The 18,853-nt window shown below is 43.4% G+C and carries 13 protein-coding genes; 4 read left to right on the top strand and 9 right to left on the bottom strand.

Annotation, left to right across the window (positions count from 1 at the left end; all coding sequences use genetic code 11):
• Nucleotide 1: 1 nt before the first annotated feature.
• The gene (locus IPP86_13960) at nt 2-670 is read left to right on the top strand and encodes a hypothetical protein (protein ID MBL0139615.1); all 669 of its coding nucleotides are present in this window, start codon (nt 2-4) and stop codon (nt 668-670) included.
• Nucleotides 671-682: 12 nt separating this feature from the next.
• On the top strand, nt 683-1,141 hold the full coding sequence (locus tag IPP86_13955) for a DUF4878 domain-containing protein (protein MBL0139614.1): 459 nt from the start codon (nt 683-685) through the stop codon (nt 1,139-1,141).
• 120 nt (nt 1,142-1,261) lie between these two features.
• On the opposite strand, the gene IPP86_13950 is transcribed toward IPP86_13955, so the two are convergent.
• From IPP86_13950 to recR, 6 genes are all read right to left on the bottom strand, one after another.
• A complete protein-coding gene (locus tag IPP86_13950) occupies nt 1,262-1,873 on the bottom strand; it encodes a fumarylacetoacetate hydrolase family protein (protein ID MBL0139613.1) in 612 nt (203 codons plus the stop codon).
• A gap of 18 nt (nt 1,874-1,891) precedes the next feature.
• Nucleotides 1,892-2,659 carry a 3'-5' exonuclease gene (locus IPP86_13945; protein MBL0139612.1) on the bottom strand — a complete coding sequence of 256 codons (768 nt, stop codon included), beginning with the start codon at nt 2,657-2,659 and terminating at the stop codon, nt 1,892-1,894.
• Nucleotides 2,660-2,665: 6 nt separating this feature from the next.
• Entirely contained in the window at nt 2,666-4,276 is a 1,611-nt protein-coding gene (locus tag IPP86_13940) for a PD40 domain-containing protein (GenBank protein MBL0139611.1), read from the bottom strand.
• A gap of 51 nt (nt 4,277-4,327) precedes the next feature.
• Nucleotides 4,328-5,665 carry a 2-oxo acid dehydrogenase subunit E2 gene (locus IPP86_13935; GenBank protein ID MBL0139610.1) on the bottom strand — a complete coding sequence of 446 codons (1,338 nt, stop codon included), beginning with the start codon at nt 5,663-5,665 and terminating at the stop codon, nt 4,328-4,330.
• A gap of 71 nt (nt 5,666-5,736) precedes the next feature.
• Nucleotides 5,737-7,743, bottom strand: coding sequence for a glycosyltransferase (locus IPP86_13930; protein MBL0139609.1), 2,007 nt, complete (start codon nt 7,741-7,743; stop codon nt 5,737-5,739).
• 75 nt (nt 7,744-7,818) lie between these two features.
• Nucleotides 7,819-8,448 (bottom strand): recombination protein RecR, encoded by a 630-nt coding sequence (gene recR / locus IPP86_13925; GenBank protein ID MBL0139608.1) that lies wholly within the window; start codon nt 8,446-8,448, stop codon nt 7,819-7,821.
• A gap of 87 nt (nt 8,449-8,535) precedes the next feature.
• Here recR and IPP86_13920 point away from each other — a divergent pair, with 87 nt between their 5' ends.
• Both IPP86_13920 and IPP86_13915 read left to right on the top strand, forming a co-directional pair.
• Nucleotides 8,536-9,996 carry a sodium:solute symporter gene (locus IPP86_13920; protein ID MBL0139607.1) on the top strand — a complete coding sequence of 487 codons (1,461 nt, stop codon included), beginning with the start codon at nt 8,536-8,538 and terminating at the stop codon, nt 9,994-9,996.
• A gap of 84 nt (nt 9,997-10,080) precedes the next feature.
• Nucleotides 10,081-11,058: a LysM peptidoglycan-binding domain-containing protein gene (locus tag IPP86_13915; GenBank protein MBL0139606.1), complete on the top strand. Its 978-nt coding sequence runs from the start codon at nt 10,081-10,083 to the stop codon at nt 11,056-11,058.
• A gap of 506 nt (nt 11,059-11,564) precedes the next feature.
• Here the strand turns inward: IPP86_13915 and IPP86_13910 are convergent.
• The 3 genes from IPP86_13910 to IPP86_13900 all read right to left on the bottom strand — a co-directional run bounded on the left by IPP86_13910 (nt 11,565) and on the right by IPP86_13900 (nt 18,820).
• Nucleotides 11,565-12,362, bottom strand: coding sequence for an inositol monophosphatase (locus tag IPP86_13910; protein ID MBL0139605.1), 798 nt, complete (start codon nt 12,360-12,362; stop codon nt 11,565-11,567).
• A gap of 48 nt (nt 12,363-12,410) precedes the next feature.
• Nucleotides 12,411-13,574: a prolipoprotein diacylglyceryl transferase gene (locus IPP86_13905; GenBank protein MBL0139604.1), complete on the bottom strand. Its 1,164-nt coding sequence runs from the start codon at nt 13,572-13,574 to the stop codon at nt 12,411-12,413.
• A gap of 140 nt (nt 13,575-13,714) precedes the next feature.
• The gene (locus IPP86_13900; protein MBL0139603.1) at nt 13,715-18,820 is read right to left on the bottom strand and encodes an IPT/TIG domain-containing protein; all 5,106 of its coding nucleotides are present in this window, start codon (nt 18,818-18,820) and stop codon (nt 13,715-13,717) included.
• Between the last annotated feature and the right edge of the window lie 33 nt (nt 18,821-18,853).

The raw sequence follows: 18,853 nt of genomic DNA, 5'->3' as shown, positions 1-18,853 counted from the left end.
GATGAAGAAATTTTCCGATGCTTTGTTGTTGATTCTTGTTTGCGGTACCATGCTGCTGATTTTTATTTCAGGCTCGGGCATGATTGAGCCGGTAACAGCAAGGATGCAACCTTTCCAGATAAAAAATTCCTGGCTCAAAGCTTCCCCAGATCAGCATCTCCTGAAAACCGGCGACCTGATTTTTCGTCATGGCCGTGGTTTTATCAGCAATGCTTTTCAGCAGTTATCACGAAAAGACCAGCGTTACTCGCATGCGGGAATTATTGTCGTTGAAAATGGAAATGTGTTTGTTTATCACTGTATTGGTGGAGAAGAAAACAAAACCAACAAAATGAAGAAGGAGAGTCTGGCCAACTTTTGCAGACCGGATCAGAACCATTCTTTTGCTATATACAGAACGGATCTGCAGAAGGAACAAGTGGTTCAGCTTGAAAATGATTTGCTTCGTCATTACCGTGAAGGTCTCGAATTTGACACCGATTTCGATTTAAAATCGGATGGCAAAATGTACTGTACGGAACTGGTCTATAAGCTGCTGACCAGCGCCAGCCGGGATAATAATTTTTTACCTTTGACCAGGTTCTCCGGAAGGACGTATGTTTCCTGTGATAATATTTACCTGAGTCCGCACTGCCGCGAAATTTATGCTTACAACTATTCAAACCAATAAATAAACCGACCAATGAAATCTAAAATCAAGTATCTCTTTGCTGCCAGTCTGATGTTGTTCATCATTTCCTGCGGGAAAGGGGATTCTCCCAAAGCTGTCGCGGATTCTTTCCTGAAAGCGTTTTACAGTTATGACTTTCAGGCTGCAAAGAAATATGGAACGGAAGATACCGGTAAACTGATGGACATGATGGCCGGTTTTTCAAAAATGGTTCAGGATTCTGCGAAGACTCAGGAACTTAAATTTGAAATTGTCTCTGAAAAAATTGAAGGCGATAATGCCGTGGTGATGTATAAAGAAGAAGGAAAAGAAGGGGAGATTCCGCTGAATATGATGCGTGTTGAAGGCAAATGGAAAGTAAACATGACCAAGGAATCCTTAAACGGCGCTGAGGGTGGAAATACGATGGATGTTGGTGCAACCAATACCGACAGCACATCCTCTACCGGAGCTGATCCAGAAAAGAAATAAAACCTTCTCCCATCCAAAAAGAGCCTGCCACCCGCAGGCTCTTTTTTTTGCAATAAATCCCTCTGCGAACTTTGCGTTTTAACTTTGCGCCCTTTGCGCGAAAAAAAACTCGGATAATTTTTATTTAATATCCACCGTCAGCAACAATTGCTCCTCCAGGAAACACGACAGTTTATCTCCAGGCTTAACGGCACCAACACCTTTAGGAGTGCCGGAAAAAATGAGATCGCCTTTTCTGAGTGTTACAAAACGCGAGACATAACTGATCATCTGGTCAAAAGAATGGATCATCAGATCACTTGTGGCGCTTTGAACCGTTTTGCCATTAATATCCAGATGGAAGGAAATACTTTTTGGATTCTTCAATGATGAGAACGGAATAAATGTCCCCACCGGAGCAGAATGATCAAAAGCTTTCGCAGGTTCCCAGGGTAAGCCCTTTTCTTTTTGCTTTTGCTGGATATCCCTTGCCGTAAAATCAATACCTACGGTAATCTGATCGTAATACCGTGATGCAAATTCCGGAGTGATGTTTTTTCCTTCTTTGCAAATTTTTAAAACCAGTTCGATTTCGTGATGGATGTCACTGGAAAAATCAGGAAGATAAAATGCACGGTCGGGTGGAAGAACAGCGGTGTCCGGTTTCATGAAAAACACCGGCTCCGTAGGAACTTCATTCTTCAGCTCAAGAGCATGCTCCACATAATTTCTTCCGATACAGATGATTTTCATGAATACTAATGTTCTCTTTTATTTATTGAACTCCTTCAAACGCAATTGTGTAATGACATTTTTGGTATTGGTAGCGAAATCACCTTTCATCATCCAGTCGTAATAGGAAGGTTCTGTTTTAAAAACCTCTTTCACGAGACGACCCTTGTATTTTCCGAAATTGAAAACTTCTTCACCTTTCTCATTAAATACAATTCTTCCAGCGAGATCTACATTCCTTGTTATAGAACTGAATTGAGCCAGGAAATCGACATCGTTTTTCAGGGTCTCGTACTTGTCCAACTGGGAAAGCAAGACTTCATACGTCGCGGTGGTATCCGCTTCCGCGCTATGCGCGTTCATTAAATCTTTATTGCAATAGAATTTATAGGCGGCTGCAAGTGTACGTTGTTCCATTTTGTGGAAAATATTCTGCACATCAACCAGTTTTCTTTCATTCAGATCGAAATGTATACCGGCCCTCGTAAATTCTTCAATCAGGAGCGGAATATCGAATTTGTTTGAATTGTATCCACCCAGATCAGAACCACCAAGGAAAGCATTGATATCTCTGGCCACATCATTGAATGTTGGACAATCCTGGATGTCTTTGTCATAAATACCGTGCACTTTCGAAGCTTCCTCCGGAATTGGAATTGTCGGATTGATGCGCATTGTTTTCGAATCCTTGTTTCCGTTCGGAAAGATTTTCAACAAAGCGATTTCGACAATTCTGTCGGCCCCGACATTCACACCGGTTGTTTCGAGATCAAGAAAAACAATCGGTTTTTTCAGCTGTAATTGCATTCGTTTCTATTTTGTGGAAGTCACAGCAATCTTCTTGTTGATCTCCACGGGTGGAAATTCAGTTCCGACTGTAATGTCTTCATTGTAAGGAGCAAAATTATAACCTTCCACACTCAGGGTATATTCTCCCGGCGCGGCATTCAATATAAAAGCGTTGGTAGCAGTATTTGGTTTGTAAACAAGAGCAGACTGATCCGCTTTATTTGTCAGAGTAACTTTTGTCAGTTCAATTCTGCCTCCTGTGGAAGAACTGACTGTACCTGTAATGACAGAGCGGAAAGGATGATCGGTAGTATCGTTGTATTCCATCCTGTAAATATCCCGATCACCATAACCATCTTTCATCAGCGCAGAGATGTAAGCATATCTTCCGTCGCCTGTAATTGAAAAGAAAGAGTTATCATCCGGATCATTGATTGGGTAGCCAAGATTCACAGGAGCTGTCCATTTGCCTGTAGCCGGATCTTTTTTGGATTTGAACAAATCATATCCTCCCATACTGTTGTGTCCTTTAGAACTAAAATAAAGGGTGTTGCCGTCCATCGTCAGATATGGTGATTCCTCATCGTACTTTGTATTGATCACAGAGCCGAGATTGGTTACCGGTCCCCATTCGCCGCTTTTTTCTTTCTGAACCATCCACAGATCATTTCCGCCAAGCGCGTCTTTGCGGTTGCTGGAGAAGATGATGACGCTACCGTCAAGAGAAGTGCAGGCTCCGCCTTCGTATTGTTTGGAATTGATAAGCTCCGGCATCATCACCGGCTTTTGCCAGGTTTTTCCTTTGATAGAAGCGATTCCCAAATCAGCAAAAGCTTCGACATTGTCAAAATAAATAAACAACTGATCCCCGAGAGCGCTCAGTCCGACTGATTCCTCATCCCATTCGCTGTTCACAATACCGCCAAGTCCTTTGGGTTTGCTCCAGATGGTATCTTTCCATACGCACCAGTACAAATCGGAAGTATAAATTCCAAGGTCTTCAATGAACCCGCCGATATTTCCTTTTCTCCTGGAAGTAAAAATAAGCACCTTGTTATCCGCGGAAATAAAGGGATTGTATTCTTCATAGGGAGTATTGATGCCTTTCCCCATATTCGTAAATGTCACATTCACCTTTGTCGCGCAAAGTTGTTTTCCATTGTTACACATTTCAATCAGGCGATCAGTAGGAAGAAAATCCTTCATGGGTTTATTCGCGCTGCTTTGCTTGTAACTTTGAAATGATTCTATTGCCGCGTCCCAATTGAGATTGTACATATTGGCCATTCCCATATAAAATGCCAGATCCTTTTTGGCATCTTTTGAAGTCTTGCCTTTTTCAAGACATGCAAGCGCAGCCTTCTTGTCAACATTTGTCATCAGATAACAAACTCCGAGACGATAATTGTAATCCGGATTGCCGGGATCCGCTTTTACAAGATCCTTGTATGCCGGCAATGCTCCTTTATAGTCTGTCGAAACAAACAAAGTAGCAGCATCCTTTTTTACAATTTTCGCTTCATCGGTGGTGAGTACATGTCCGGCTTTCGCTTTTTGTCCATATGAAAGTGAAGGGCATAACAATGCCATAAGGACCGGTACCGCGAGAATTTTCGCGTGGAGAAATCTGGTCATTCGTTGAATCTTGTGATTGATGGGTGTAAAATAAACCACGGTAGGATAGAATCAGAAACCGCGACTAATGTCAAATTTTTCAAGATAATCCGCTATGCGGCGAAGGAAGCTGCCGCCAAGTGATCCGTCAACAACTCTGTGGTCATAAGAGAGTGACAAGAACATCATGTGACGAATTCCGATCGTATCGCCTTCCGGTGTTTCGATTACAGCCGGCTTTTTACGAATCGCGCCGACAGCCAGAATAGCTACCTGAGGCTGGTTGATGATTGGCGTTCCCATGACATTGCCGAAAGTACCGACATTGGTGATGGTGAAAGTTCCATCCTGGATTTCATCAGGTTTCAGTTTGTTCCCGCGCGCACGGTTCGCAAGGTCATTTACGGCTTTGGTCAACCCCACAAGGTTGAGATGGTCAGCATTTTTAATCACCGGTACAATAAGGTTCCCGCTCGGTAATGCGGCAGCCATACCGATATTGATAAAGTTCTTTTTAATAATTCTTGTTCCGTCCAGTGAAATATTCACCATGGGAAAATCCTTGATGGCTTTGCAAACAGCTTCGATAAAAATAGGAGTGTAGGTGATTTTTTCTTTCTCGCGTTTTTCAAATTCTGATTTCACACGATCTCTCCATTTCACGATATTGGTTACATCCGCTTCAACATAAGAAGTCACGTGAGGAGATGTTTGTTTTGACATCACCATGTGATCCGCGATCAATTTACGCATGCGATCCATTTCGATGATTTCAAAACTTCCGCCAACAGAAACGGCCGGAGCTGTACTTGCAGCAGGCGTTGCAATCGGAGCAGGAGCAGAGGCAGGTTTAGAAGGAGCAGCCACCACAGAACCACCTTGTCCGCGTTGTTCAAGATGATGCAGGATGTCTGTTTTCGTTACACGGTTGTTCATTCCGGAACCGGAGATTGTTTCCAGTTCAGCCATGGAAACACCTTCCTGTTTGGCAATATTGCGAACGAGTGGAGAATAGAAGCGACCTGAGGAAGAAGATTTAGCCAGAGGTTCGGAAGCATGTGTTGCAGGAGTTGCAGCAGGTTTTCCATTGGAAGCAACAGGAACGGGAGCAGGAGCAGGAGCAGAGCTTGCAACCGGCGCAGGACTTGCCGGAGCCTGTGTCGCGGCAGTTTCACCTTCCGCGCTGATCATCGCGATTATTTCTCCAACTTTTACAACCTGACCTTCTTCAAACAAACGTTTCGACAAGATCCCTGCAGCAGGAGAAGGAACTTCAGAATCTACTTTATCCGTCGCGATTTCAAGAACAGGTTCATCGGCTTCAATCCGGTCACCTTCCTTTTTTAACCATTTGAGAATAGTTGCTTCTGCGACACTTTCGCCCATCTTGGGCATGATCAGCTGGACCATGTATTATTATTTCAGAGGTGTTTATTAATGGATCAGAAGAGAAACCCCTTCTGCATGTACAAATTTATAAATTAATGAGCATTCGGAACCTGAGATCTTCCCAAATTTCTCCACCCTTTCCACACAATCCGGAGATCCGCGTAAGCTCTGTAATCTTTTGCATACAAGGTGTTTAAGCGGGAAATGGTCGGACCGTCAAGAGAATGTTGTTGTAAACCGTCGATCGGGTTGAGAACTCCCGGACGGATTCGGGGCAGTGTATTCTGACTTCCTTCCATTGCAAAATAGCCGACCCATGATTTTTTGCCGGTCAATACAGCAAAAATATTCCGGAAAAATCCGGCCGGATGACGTTGAAACAAAATGAAAAGTGGAGAGCCAATCAGCAAAAAGAAGCAAAGCACGATATCCATGAATCGTTTGTTTCTTTTGTTGATAGTTTTACTGATGCTGTTGATGTCGATGACATAAAGTTCACCGGGATTATCCACCGAACTCGAACCGATAATGAACATACTTTCCGGAGGCGCTATTTTGTATTCCACATCACGTACCTGTTCGGTTGACATGCAATTGATAATCTGGTTGGAAGCAACATCTTTTCCACAGAAGATAACTTCTTCGATAGAATAAACTTCTATGATCTCGGCCAGTTTGGAATCTTCGCCCAGGTAATAGTTGTGGTATTCGGTATGTTGTTTAGTACCGGTAGATTGTCCGGATGAACCATTCCCTCCCGGTTTTACAAACCCGATAAAATTATGTGAAGTGTCCGAAAGTTTGAGCAATGAAAGCACACGAATACCTTCTTCTTCTTCACCAACAATGAGCAACCTCTTGCGGGTGTTGTTTTCCATCACCACATTTTTCGAAGAAATCGCGTTTAGCAACAAACGTATTGCTGTCATTGAGATACTAGCCCATACCGAACCGAGAAGAATCAATGCACGGGAAAAACGATATTCCTCCGGCAGGAGCGCATAGATAACAAGAATGAGTAATGTGCCTGTAAAAATCCCGCGAATCACTTTTGATAAACGAATGGGAATATCATAACCGCCACTGAAGAAAACAGAAACAATCCACAGGAAAGCATAGGAAGGCACGGCGATACTCATGAACTCAACAGGATAGTTCACCAGCATGTTGTGTCCCCAATATTCTTTGAGGAAAAACATTCCTGTAAATAACAGAATGAAATCAAGGATAGGGAGAAAAAGTCTTTTGATAAAACGAATCAGAATGGCAGCGCCTGCTCTCAGGTAAATCGCGAGACGAATAAAGAACGTAAACAGGGAAGCATTCGATTTGCTAAAATGTTTTTTCGCGAAAATGATCATCGCGTTGTAAAACACGAAGACATAATTCACACTGCTTTTTTTGGTGCTTTCTCCTTTGTAATGAATGATCCTTGTATCCGGGAAATAATAATTTTTATACCCGGCTTTTGTAATTCTGTAACTGAGATCGATGTCCTCTCCATACATAAAGAAATCTTCGTCGAGCAAACCGATCTTATCAAGAACTGTTTTCCGGATCAGCATAAAAGCTCCGGCCAAAACATCAACAGCGTTGATATCATTCTCCTGCAAATAACCGAGATGATATTTTCCAAACGTTTTTGATTTCGGAAACAGCGCCGACAAACCAAAGATTTTATAAAAAGCGACAAGCGGAGTAGGCAAACCTCTTTTTGATTCCGGCAAAAAGCGACCGGTACCATCAATCATTTTTACACCAAGTCCACCTGCGTCCTGATGTGTATCCATAAATCCGAGCATCTTGCGGAAAGTATCTTCTTCCACAACGGTATCGGGATTGAGCAGCAAAACATATTCAGCGGTAGAAAGACGAATCGCCTGGTTATTTGCTTTGGAAAAACCTTTGTTATCGGTATTCGCGACCACCTTCACGGAAGGAAATTTTTCCTTCACCATTTCCACCGAACCATCAACAGAATTATTGTCGACTACCCAAACTTCCGTCTCAATGCCTGCAGCGGCTTTCATCACCGAGTGAAGACATTGTTCAAGGAAATACTTGACATTATAATTGACAATGACGACGGATAGCTTCACAAGCAGATCAGAAAATAGGGTGGAAGTTAGTGAATGATGAACAAATACAAATCAAGTGATAACCGTCTCCTGTGCTCATCGCGAAATAGAATTTTCATAAGGAACCCGGTTCAATATGGAGCGTCCCAATGTAACCTCATCGGCATATTCCAATTCATCACCGATAGAAACTCCGCGGGCGATGGTAGAAAACCGGATATCCTGAAGCTGCAAGGAAGCTATTTTCTTGAATATAAAAAACGCGGTAGTGTCACCTTCCATGGTGGCGCTCATGGCCATGATGAGTTCTTTGACAGGATGTTCCCGCAACCGGCTGATCAGAGAATCAATAGCAAGATCGCCCGGACCAATTCCATCCATCGGTGAGATGATTCCGCCGAGTACATGGTATTTGCCACTGAACTGGTTGGTGTTCTCAATCGCGATCACATCACGAATATCTTCCACAACGCAGATCACATTTTCATCGCGCTTTGGATTGGAACAAATCGCGCAAGTCTCGCTTTCGGTGATGTTGTGACAAATCGCGCAATAGCGGATTTCTTTGCGAAGCCTGATCAAAGCATTGCCAAGCCTTTCCGGTTCATCAGCGCTGGTTTTAAGCAGGTGAAGAACCAAACGAAGGGCTGAACGTTTGCCGATTCCGGGCAGTCGCGAAAATTCCGCAACCGTTTCCTCCAATATCCGTGATGAAAAAGTACTCAAGTTCTGTGTTGATAAGTCGGCATGAGTGGATTCCCATGCTGCATGCGAAATTAGTTACTTCGGCTTGGATACACAACCAAAAACGGAATGTCACCCAACCTGATTTTAACATGCGTAGTTGCCTATTCCGCGCTGCTTTTTTATGTCGTCTGGCGCACCAGCCGGCATGCTGATAATGAGTCCTTTTTCATCGGAAATAAGTCCTCAAAATGGTTTGTAGTGGCTTATGGAATGATCGGAGCATCTTTGTCCGGGGTTACTTTTATGTCGGTCCCCGGCTGGGTTGGTACCACACAATATACCTACCTCATGGTGGTCTTTGGTTATCTGGTAGGGTATACCGTGATCGCATTAATTCTGCTTCCTTTATACTATCGTTTAAACCTTACTTCAATCTATTCCTATCTCGAAACAAGGTTCGGTTTCTGGAGCTATAAAACGGGTGCATTCTATTTCATCTTGTCCAGAACCATCGGAGCCTCATTCCGTCTCTTTGTGGTTGTAAACGTCCTGCAAACCTTTGTATTTGATAATTGGGGAATTCCGTTCTGGATCACTGTGGCAACCTTCATTGCCTTGATTCTGCTTTACACCTTTAAAGGAGGAGTAAAAACGATTGTGTGGACCGACATGCTCCAGACGACTTTCATGTTGCTCTCCATGGTTTTATCTGTCATCCTGATTGCAAGGCAAATGAACATGGGTTTCGGGGATCTGATGGACAGACTGGTCAATGGTGAATACACAAAAGTCATCAATACCGACTGGCGTCCGGGAAGCTTTTTCCTGAAGCAGTTTTTTGGAGGAATGTTCATCGCTATTGCCATGACCGGACTCGATCAGGAAATGATGCAGAAAAATATCAGTGTGAAAACCCTGAAAGATTCCCAAAAAAACATGTTCACTTTCAGCGCGATTTTGCTTTTTGTAAACATGATGTTTCTGGCATTGGGCGCATTGTTGTACATGTATTCTTCCTCGAAAGGTATTCCTCTGCCAACCCGAAGCAGTGATGATTTGTTCCCTACGATCGCATTAAACAGTCTGGGAACCTTTTCAGCAGTTTTCTTTATCATCGGACTCATTTCTGCCGCATATCCTAGTGCTGATGGAGCGCTTACGGCTCTGACGGCCTCATTTTGCATCGACTTTCTGGGAATAAAAAAGCGGGGTTGGACTGAAGAGAAACAGAAACAAACACGGTACATGGTTCACATCAGTTTCGCTGTTTTACTGCTTGTTGTGATCGTAATTTTCAGGATGATCAACAACGAAGCGGTCATCAAGGAGCTCTTCACGGTAGCAGGTTATACCTACGGACCGTTGCTGGGTTTGTATGCCTTCGGTTTGTTTTCAAAAGCCCAGGTAAAAGACAAGCTGGTACCGCTGATTTGTCTGATTTCCCCTGTATTTTGTTATGTGCTGAATGCTTATAGCGAGGTTTGGTTCAACGGCTACAAGTTCGGTTTTGAGCTGCTGATCCTCAACGGACTTGCGACCTATACAGGTCTCGTACTGATCCGGAACAAGACCGCAATTGCCCTTTAAATGTTGAAAACCTTGTTCATTCACTAAGCCTGCCAGAGGGCGACCGGACTGGGTTTGCACTATTTTTGCTGAATGGAGCCGACTATGTTACGGAAGAAGATACTATTATTTATTGCAGGGATTTGCCTCCCGATATTCAGCCACGCTTTCAGTCCTGTTGATTCGATTGGAGTAGAAACCATCAAGGGAGCAAAATTTATCCGCTACCAGGTTGGTGAGGGAGATGGCTGGTATTCGATTGCAAAAAAATATGGTATCTCTTATTCGGAACTCCGTATCGCTAACAAGGATCGCGATGATAAATTGCTCAAAGGACAGGTTCTGCTGATTCCGGCCAAAGCAAAACCGACGGATCCAAGATTCCAGAAAAATTTTCAGGATAAAGCAAATCAGACAATTTCTTCCAACACAAAAAATTCCCGGGTAATACACAAAGTTGAAAAATCGGAAACCCTTTTCAGTATTTCCAAAAAATACAAGGTCACCGTTGATCAATTAAAAGCATGGAATCAGCTGAAAGATAATTCCATCAAATTAGGACAAGCGCTTACTGTTGGTATAAAAGAGCCTGATCAAAATGTCGAGACCGCTGAACAGCCGGAAAAGAAATCACCCGAGCCTGTAAAACATGAAACTCCTGATAAAACAGAAATCGGCACAGCACCTCAGGTTATCGAGCCAAAAAAAGTGGAGACAGTTATTGTAAAAACTGTTGCTCCGGAAAAACCAAAGATGGATCCCCGCAAGGAGGACAAGAAGTATGCCTTTTCTTCCGGCAGAAAAGAAGTGACAGAGCAGGGTGTAGCATCCTGGATCGAAGACGAAGAAATCAATCCGAATAAATATTACGCCCTTCACCGCAGCGCGCCAACCGGAACGATTATAAAAATCACCAACCGGATGAACAGTCGTTCTATTTTCGTAAAAGTTGTCGGCAAACTCCCTGATTCCGGCGACAACGAAGGACTCATCATCAAAGTCTCCAAAGCCAGTGCCGAAAAACTCGGAGTCCTCGACCAACGCTTTTCAGCCGAATTGATCTACGGCGTTTCGGAGAAATGATCTTTTTTCAAAGTTATTAGTCAAAATGTATAAGGTATAAAGTATAAAGTATAACGTACACGTTATATGCAAATGTGCGAATTCGTTCACGAGAAGTGCGAACCATGCGAAATCGGGTGAGGAGGGAACAGAAAATTAAATACACTTTTTTTAAGAGAATTTTCAGAAAACAAACTCGTGCGCCGGCGTGCGAGGGTGTCCACGAGCAGCGCGGAGCTTGCATCGACCATTAAAAAGCCATTGTCCTCAAGATCGGAGCACGATGCAAGCTCTGTGCTCGTGGGGTCCTTTTTTTTCTTACTTTTTTGGACAAGCAAAAAAAGTAAGAGTGAATAACTCGTAATTCTCCTAACTCAAATCGGAATTGAACAACCAGAAACCTGGTTTGCACAAGTGCGTGCACGAATTAACATAGCCGAATGGAATCCATCTCTTGAAACTGATTCTTGGAGACAAAACCGAAACGCTCAGGTTTATCAAAGAATAATTCAGGATTCCGAGAAATTTTATTTCGCGAATTTCTCTTTAATCACCTCCAAAAACTCCTCGTGAACAGCTGAATTCGAGGAAAGAATTTCTTTGCCAAAAAGGAAGGAATTCCCTCCAGAAAAATCGGTAACCTTACCACCTGCTTCCTGAATCAACACAATACCGCCGGCAACATCCCAGGCATTGAGTCCGTATTCGTAAAAAGATTCGAAGCGGCCACACGCGACATAAGCCAGATCAGCTGCCGCTGAACCCAGTCGGCGTAGTCCGTGAGTATTCCGCATGCAATAGTCAAACACTTCCATGTATGGCCCCATACGGTCATAATTGTGATAAGGAAATCCGGTCGCGATGAGAGCTTCGCTCAACCTGGTTTCTTTTGACACATGAATGCTGTCCCCATTCATATAGGCGCCGCCATTTTCCCAGGCATAAAAACATTCGTCAAGGTTCAATTCATGTACTACACCGAGTACAAGTTTTTCTCCTTTTAACAAACCGATGCTGATACAAAAACAGGGGAGACCATGAATAAAATTTGTCGTGCCATCAAGCGGATCAATGATCCAGTTGTAAACTTCTCCTTTAACACTGCTGGTTTTCTCTTCCGTGATAAATCCTGATCCCGGTAAAAGTTCTGACAAACCATCCACCAGCATTCGTTCAGCGGTTTTGTCGACATAAGAAACCAAGTCGTTGTGTCCTTTTTTCTCTACGGCGCTCTGCTTGAAATTCTTTCTCTCTCCACGAATAAAATCACCGACTTCCTGGGTAAGCTGTGTAACATTTTCGCAGAGTTCCTGGAGTTGGCTCATTGGAATTGGAGATTGTTGATTTTAGATTTTAGATTGTTGATTGTAGATTTATAATGCAGGCTTGGATTTATTCTTTTTCCTCAACAAAAGAATTCCGGTTATACCGGTTACGACGAGGAGTAAAGAGATCAATTGTGCCTGTGTGAAGTCAATTCCAGCTACATGATATTTGGAATTCACACGGATACTTTCGATCAGGAATCTCTCGATTCCGTTGAATAAAAGATAAACTGAAAAAACTAGTCCGGGAACATTTAGTTTCTTGCGCATGGACCAGATCACAAAGAAAAGGAAGATACAAGCAATACTCTCGTAGAGTGGAGTTGGGTAGACTCCGTGCATGAGTTCAAAACAATGTTTGCCTTCACAACCCGGAATCTGAATTCCTTCACTGATTACGTTGTGCGGATATTTGAAACTCCAGAACCAGTCCGGAAGAAAACTCATCCAACCCGGTTTGGGTGCCATGTTGATGATTCCCCAGTCTCCATCACCGGCAAGCTGACAACCGATTCGTCCTGTTCCATAGGCGAGCATGAGTCCGGGTGCTGCTGCATCACACAATACCAAAGCAGGAATTCCTTTGCTTCTGCCATACCAGATCGTCGCGATCGCACCAACGATCAAACCACCATACATTGTCAGCCCGCTGCCACTAAAAAACATACCTGCGGGATCAGCGACGAAATCACTCCAGTATTCGAAGATGTGAAATATTTTCGCACCGATTAATCCTCCAAATGCCGCGGCCATCGTCAGTTCCGGCACTAGCATATAAGGAGAAACAGTAATCTCCTGATGTTTTGGTTCTTTTAATTTGCTTTTATCTTTTTCTCTGTACTTGAGGTAGGCGAATAATGCAGCACCGGCGAGACCACCAAACCAATTTCCTTTTGTACTGAGAAGTGTTCCGGGAGGGTCGTTGAAAAATTGAGGGCTCTCCATAAAGATGAAGACCAGTTTGAATCCAAGTATAAATCCAAAAAGAGCATTGCCAAATAGATCCAAAGCACTGGCAGGTTTTCCAACTTCGATCAGCTGCTTTGAAGGAGAAATCAAACCCAGAGATTCTTTTCGCTTCAATTCCAGTTTTAATGTCCATGCTGCAAGCAAAAAGGAAATAGCCACAAGTGTTCCAAACGTAGGGGGGAATGAAACAGTAAAATGTGTCCCGAAAAAGTCATTAATCAAATCAGAAAGGCCTGCGTACATGGTGGATGACAAGGATTAATTTGCAGCTGTAAAAGTGCGAATAGATTTGCAAACCTGAAAGTTCCTGATAGAGATATAAACGAAACGGCTTCACATAATGTGAAGCCGTTTGTAAATGCAATCCTGTGAATATTACTTGTTTATGGAGTGATGGCAAATAATAACAAAAATGAATTGTTTTCGATCAGACTATAATCAGCTGATTCAACCAATCTGTCACCGGTAAGATCTGTTGCGACATATCCTGTTAAAAAAATCTGGGAATCACTTTGAATATTCGTAAAATCTGTTGATTCAATACTTCCATTTTGATTTGTATCGCCGCTTCGGATAGAGAAAGTTCCATCACCATTTGAAACCTGGTTACTTCCCAATGCCTGTGAAATAGCAGTTGTAAAATTGTAACTTACAGAAGTACCAGGGAAGTTTACAATATTTGAACTCCATGTTTCAAGTGTATTCCGTTGACGAACACCAACCCAATGAGGTACATTTGCCATAGTAGACGGAAAAATAAATGTTCCTGTTCCATTTGTCCCTATAACTCCTTTTACTGTCGCATCAATGATGGTTGGATTCGCAAAATTCGCCAACACAACTGTCACGGTATCGCAAACAGTTGGAGCTCCAATCGGATTCACAACAGCCGGCATACTACCCGCATTATAATAACCTTCAATAAATACAGTAAGTGTAAAGGTAACATTGACCAGGAAGGAGGAAGCACTTGTTCCGGTTCCGCAAGTGTTGGATACTTTGATGGTACCGGAAGCCGCACCTGCAGGAACCGTTGCCGTTATTTGTGTTGCAGAATTGATCACAAAAGAAGCACTCGTTGCATTAAAAAGTACTGTTGTGGCAGCGCTGAAATTTGTACCGGTTATGACTACTGATGTCCCTGCACTTCCATTTGAAGGACTGAAACTTGTTACTGTTGGAGCAGGATTAACTACCATAGTCAACGTGTTCGAAGTAGCGGGATTACCGGTTGCACATGTTGCATTACTGGTCATGACGCAGGTTATCGTATTGCCATTCGTCAAAGTTGCGTCAGCATACGATGCACTGTTGGTACCGACATTAGAACCATTCTTTTTCCATTGATAAACCGGAGTTGTTCCTCCGTTTGTTGGTGCAGCAGTAAATGTGACGTTTGTACCCGAACAGATGGTTAGTGATGGACTTGCGGAAATAGAAACACTCGCCGGCAGATTCGGATTCACCGTCATGGTGATTGCATTTGAAGTTGCGGGATTTCCAGTTGCGCAGGTTGCATTGCTGGTCATGACACAAGTAATTACATTCCCGTTTGCCAAGGCTGCATCGCTATAGGTTGAACTGTTGGTGCCAACATTCGTTCCATTCTTTTTCCATTGATAAGAAGGAGTTGTCCCTCCATTTGTTGGAACAGCTGTGAAAGTTACACTTGTACCTGCGCAAATGGTACTCGAAGGACTTGCAGAAATCGCGACACTGGCAGCAACGTTTCCATTTACCGTCATGGTAATAGTATTCGAAGTAGCCGGACTTCCGGTAACACAAGTTGCATTGCTGGTCATAAGACAATTGATCGTATTTCCATTTGTCAAAGCTCCATCGGTGTAAGTTGGGCTGTTAGTACCAACATTCGCCCCATTCTTTTTCCACTGATAAGAAGGTGAAAGACCTCCATTCGTCGGTGTAGCTGTGAAGGTCACACTTGTTCCTGCACAAATTGTTATAGAAGGGCTCGCGGATATTGTAACACTGGCAGTAACATTTGCATTAACTGTCATCGTGATCGTGTTTGATGTAGCCGGACTTCCAGTAACGCAATTTGCATTGCTGGTCATGTCACAGGTAATGGTATTTCCATTCGCCAAGGCAGCATCAGTATAAGTAGTACTGTTGGTACCAACATTAACCCCATTCTTTTTCCATTGATAAGATGGTGTTGGACCTCCATTCGCAGGCGTTGCAGTAAAGGTCACACTGGTCCCTGAACAAATCGTTGTTGAAGGGCTCGCGGATATGGATACACTGGCAGCAACACTGGCATTCACTGTCATCGTGATTGTATTTGAAGTAGCTGGATTTCCTGTTGCGCAAGTCGCATTGCTGGTCATGACACAAGAAATTGTATTGCCGGTTGCCAATGCAGCATCGGTGTAAGTCGTACTGTTGGTTCCCACATTCACTCCATTCTTTTTCCATTGATAAGAAGGAGTTGTCCCTCCATTTGTTGGAACAGCTGTGAAAGTTACACTTGTACCTGCGCAAATGGTACCCGAAGGACTTGCAGAAATCGCGACACTGGCAGCAACGTTCGCATTTACCGTCATGGTAACAGTATTGGAAGTAGCCGGACTACCGTTAACGCAGGTAGCATTGCTGGTCAAGATACAGGTTATGGTATTTCCATTCACTAATCCTGCGTCTGTATATGTTGTACTGTTGGTGCCGACATTCACACCGTTCTTTTTCCACTGATAAGATGGAGTTGTACCGCCGTTCGTCGGAACAGCAGTAAATGTCACACTTGTACCTGCGCAAATGGTGGAAGATGGACTCGCGGAAATGGAAACACTGGCAGTGACACTTGGAGTCACAGTCATTGTGATGGTATTGGATGTAGCAGGACTACCTGTTACGCAAGTAGCATTGCTGGTCATTACACAAGTGATTGTATTCCCATTGGCAAGACCTGCATCCGAATAAGTTGTACTATTTGTCCCCACATTTACTCCATTTTTTTTCCATTGATAGGAGGGAGTTGTACCGCCATTGGTTGGAACTGCGGTGAAAGTCACATTCGTTCCTGAGCAAATGGAAGTAGACGGGCTCGCGGAAATCACGACGCTGGCTGTGACATTTGCATTGACCGTCATGGTTATTGTATTGGAGGTAGCAGGACTTCCGGTCACACAAGTCGCATTGCTTGTCATCACACAGGAAATTGTATTTCCACTTACTAATCCTGCATCTGTGTATGTCGTACTGTTGGTACCCACATTCACTCCATTCTTTTTCCATTGATAGGAGGGACTTGCACCACCATTGGTCGGTACTGCTGTAAACGTTACGCTCGTTCCTGCACAGATGGTACCGGAAGGGCTTGCACTTATCGAGACACCAGCGGCAACGCTTGCATTGACAGTCATTGTAAGGGTATTTGAAGTCGCAGGGCTTCCCGTGACACAACCCAGGCTGCTGGTCATTACACATGTAATAGTATTTCCATTTGCAAGAGCAGCATCCGTATACGTGGTACTGTTAGTACCTACATTCACACCATTCTTTTTCCATTGATATGTAGGGGTGCCACCATTTGTTGGAACAGCAGTGAATGTTACCGAAGTTCCGGAGCAAATTGTCACGGAAGGACTTGCACTAATAGTTACACTGGCAGCCACAGGACTACTCACGGTCATTGTGATGGCATTGGAGGTCTTAACCTCGTTACAACCACCACTCACGGTCATAACACAGGTGACGACGTCACCATTGACCCAGGATGCATTGGTATAAGTTGTACTGTTGGTGCCCACATTTACACCATTTTTTTTCCATTGATATGTCGGAGTTCCGGCAGGAACAACGGATGTAGCGGTAAATGTGACACTGGCATTAGAGCAGACATTAGTACCTGTGGCACCAATACTTATACTTGAAGCAAGGCTTAAAGTGGTCAGTGCATTTGCAATCAGTTTACATGCTCCGTGAGCAGCGACACTTTTTGTGAGGACATAGTTTCCTCCGGCAATATCATTGGCAGCACTGAGTGTACGAGTAGTTTGTCCATTCGCAATGGAATAATGCATCACTGCACCTGAAAGAATAATGTGTTGCAACTGATGAGCATGTCCCAATTCATGTACTGTCACGGATTCAAAATCTACCTGACTGATCGTCGCATTAGATGGGCCAAATTGCCATGCCAGTCCCGCAGCTCCATCATCATAAATAACATCTATTTCCGTAACAGTCCACACTGTATCAACTCCGCCAACACAACCACTCAAACGACTTGTTGCGCGACCAAGAACACCGGCTGGTAGGGAAGGACCAATATCAAATCGAACAATATTGATTCCATCCGCTAAAACGGTATCCACTGCGGTATTAGCGCCAATGATCCAATTCATGTTTGTGTTGCAGGTCCATGTATTCATCGCTCTGGTGAATGCTGCTACTGCCGGAGCATTCGAGGCAAATCTTGCCGACTCAAATTGAAAAGTATAACCACCGGTAGTATTGTCATTGATATGTTCCGTATAAAATCCTGTGTTGTTGTATTCAACATTGATATGCGAATAGGTTACAGTAAGTGTAGCGGCACTGGTCACACTGTTTGGATCACTGTTTGTCACCCTAATTGTGCCTGTTCCGGCAGAAGGCCCATTAGTGAGTGAACTACTCGGAACCCAAACGGTAATTTGTGTACTTGTCCAGGTTCTGTAATCAATATCTTTTGCTTTGACATAGGTTGTACCACCATCATTCGCGTTTTTAAATTCAACAAATCCTGTTCCTCGTGTTGCACCGAAATTTGTGCCGTTAATGGTTAACAAGGATCTTGTTCCTGCAGTAATTGAAGTTGGAGTGAAAGAAGTAATCGTAGGAATCGCAAGTGTGGAATTGCCTCCACTTTTCGGTGCCTGCAATTTTTGGATGCTTTGATTAAGCAGTGTATTCGGTGCAATTTGAACAAACTGAGCACCGGTATATCCTGTCAATTCACTATACAATTGTCCTGTGATGGAAGTGTAGTGATAAAAAGGAGTGGAGGCAAGGTTTTCCACAACATTGTACTCGATAAAGCCTTGTTCACTTCCATAAGCATCGTAAAGCGTGTTTCCTCCGGTTGGTTTTAATTTTTTATCCAGCTTTGAAACATTACAGAAAAATACTCCCTGTTGACCAGGAAATAAAGACAGGCTCGAGGTGATTTCAACTTTATCAAGGCCAACAGTTCCTCCTTCAGTAAGGATATCAAATTCCGTTAATGAGGGATTTCCTTTGAATAATTTATAGATTTTCAAATGATGAATCGTATAAATCATATCGTGGTTCTTTGTCCAAAAGGATTGAGAACTCAACACTTCCGCTTCAACTATCAGGGACGCTTCCTGAGTTCTTTTTTGAACAGTGATCGGGAGTAGCATACATTGATCTGCTGCAATGGATGAAAAAGAAATAACCAGGCTGAAGATCTGAATGAAACAGAAAATTTTCAGACTAAGCAAATTTGACCAATTTTTGAACATAATGATTTCAGGAAAGTAATTGAGTTTTGAATG

The sequence above is a fragment of the Bacteroidota bacterium genome (assembly GCA_016720935.1).
Classification (GTDB): Bacteria; Bacteroidota; Bacteroidia; order AKYH767-A; family 2013-40CM-41-45; genus JADKJP01.
The sequence above is the reverse complement of the archived record's forward strand: the minus strand, read 5'-3'. Positions and strand labels throughout refer to the sequence as shown.

What these genes read in the sequence shown, in the direction of transcription:
- IPP86_13960 (MBL0139615.1), top strand. Translation starts at nt 2, where the DNA reads ATGAAGAAATTTTCCGATGCTTTGTTGTTGATTCTTGTTTGCGGTACC.
- IPP86_13955 (MBL0139614.1), top strand. Translation starts at nt 683, where the DNA reads ATGAAATCTAAAATCAAGTATCTCTTTGCTGCCAGTCTGATGTTGTTC.
- IPP86_13950 (MBL0139613.1), bottom strand. Translation starts at nt 1,873, where the DNA reads ATGAAAATCATCTGTATCGGAAGAAATTATGTGGAGCATGCTCTTGAG.
- IPP86_13945 (MBL0139612.1), bottom strand. Translation starts at nt 2,659, where the DNA reads ATGCAATTACAGCTGAAAAAACCGATTGTTTTTCTTGATCTCGAAACA.
- IPP86_13940 (MBL0139611.1), bottom strand. Translation starts at nt 4,276, where the DNA reads ATGACCAGATTTCTCCACGCGAAAATTCTCGCGGTACCGGTCCTTATG.
- IPP86_13935 (MBL0139610.1), bottom strand. Translation starts at nt 5,665, where the DNA reads ATGGTCCAGCTGATCATGCCCAAGATGGGCGAAAGTGTCGCAGAAGCA.
- IPP86_13920 (MBL0139607.1), top strand. Translation starts at nt 8,536, where the DNA reads ATGTCACCCAACCTGATTTTAACATGCGTAGTTGCCTATTCCGCGCTG.
- IPP86_13915 (MBL0139606.1), top strand. Translation starts at nt 10,081, where the DNA reads ATGTTACGGAAGAAGATACTATTATTTATTGCAGGGATTTGCCTCCCG.
- IPP86_13910 (MBL0139605.1), bottom strand. Translation starts at nt 12,362, where the DNA reads ATGAGCCAACTCCAGGAACTCTGCGAAAATGTTACACAGCTTACCCAG.
- IPP86_13905 (MBL0139604.1), bottom strand. Translation starts at nt 13,574, where the DNA reads ATGTACGCAGGCCTTTCTGATTTGATTAATGACTTTTTCGGGACACAT.
- IPP86_13900 (MBL0139603.1), bottom strand. Translation starts at nt 18,820, where the DNA reads ATGTTCAAAAATTGGTCAAATTTGCTTAGTCTGAAAATTTTCTGTTTC.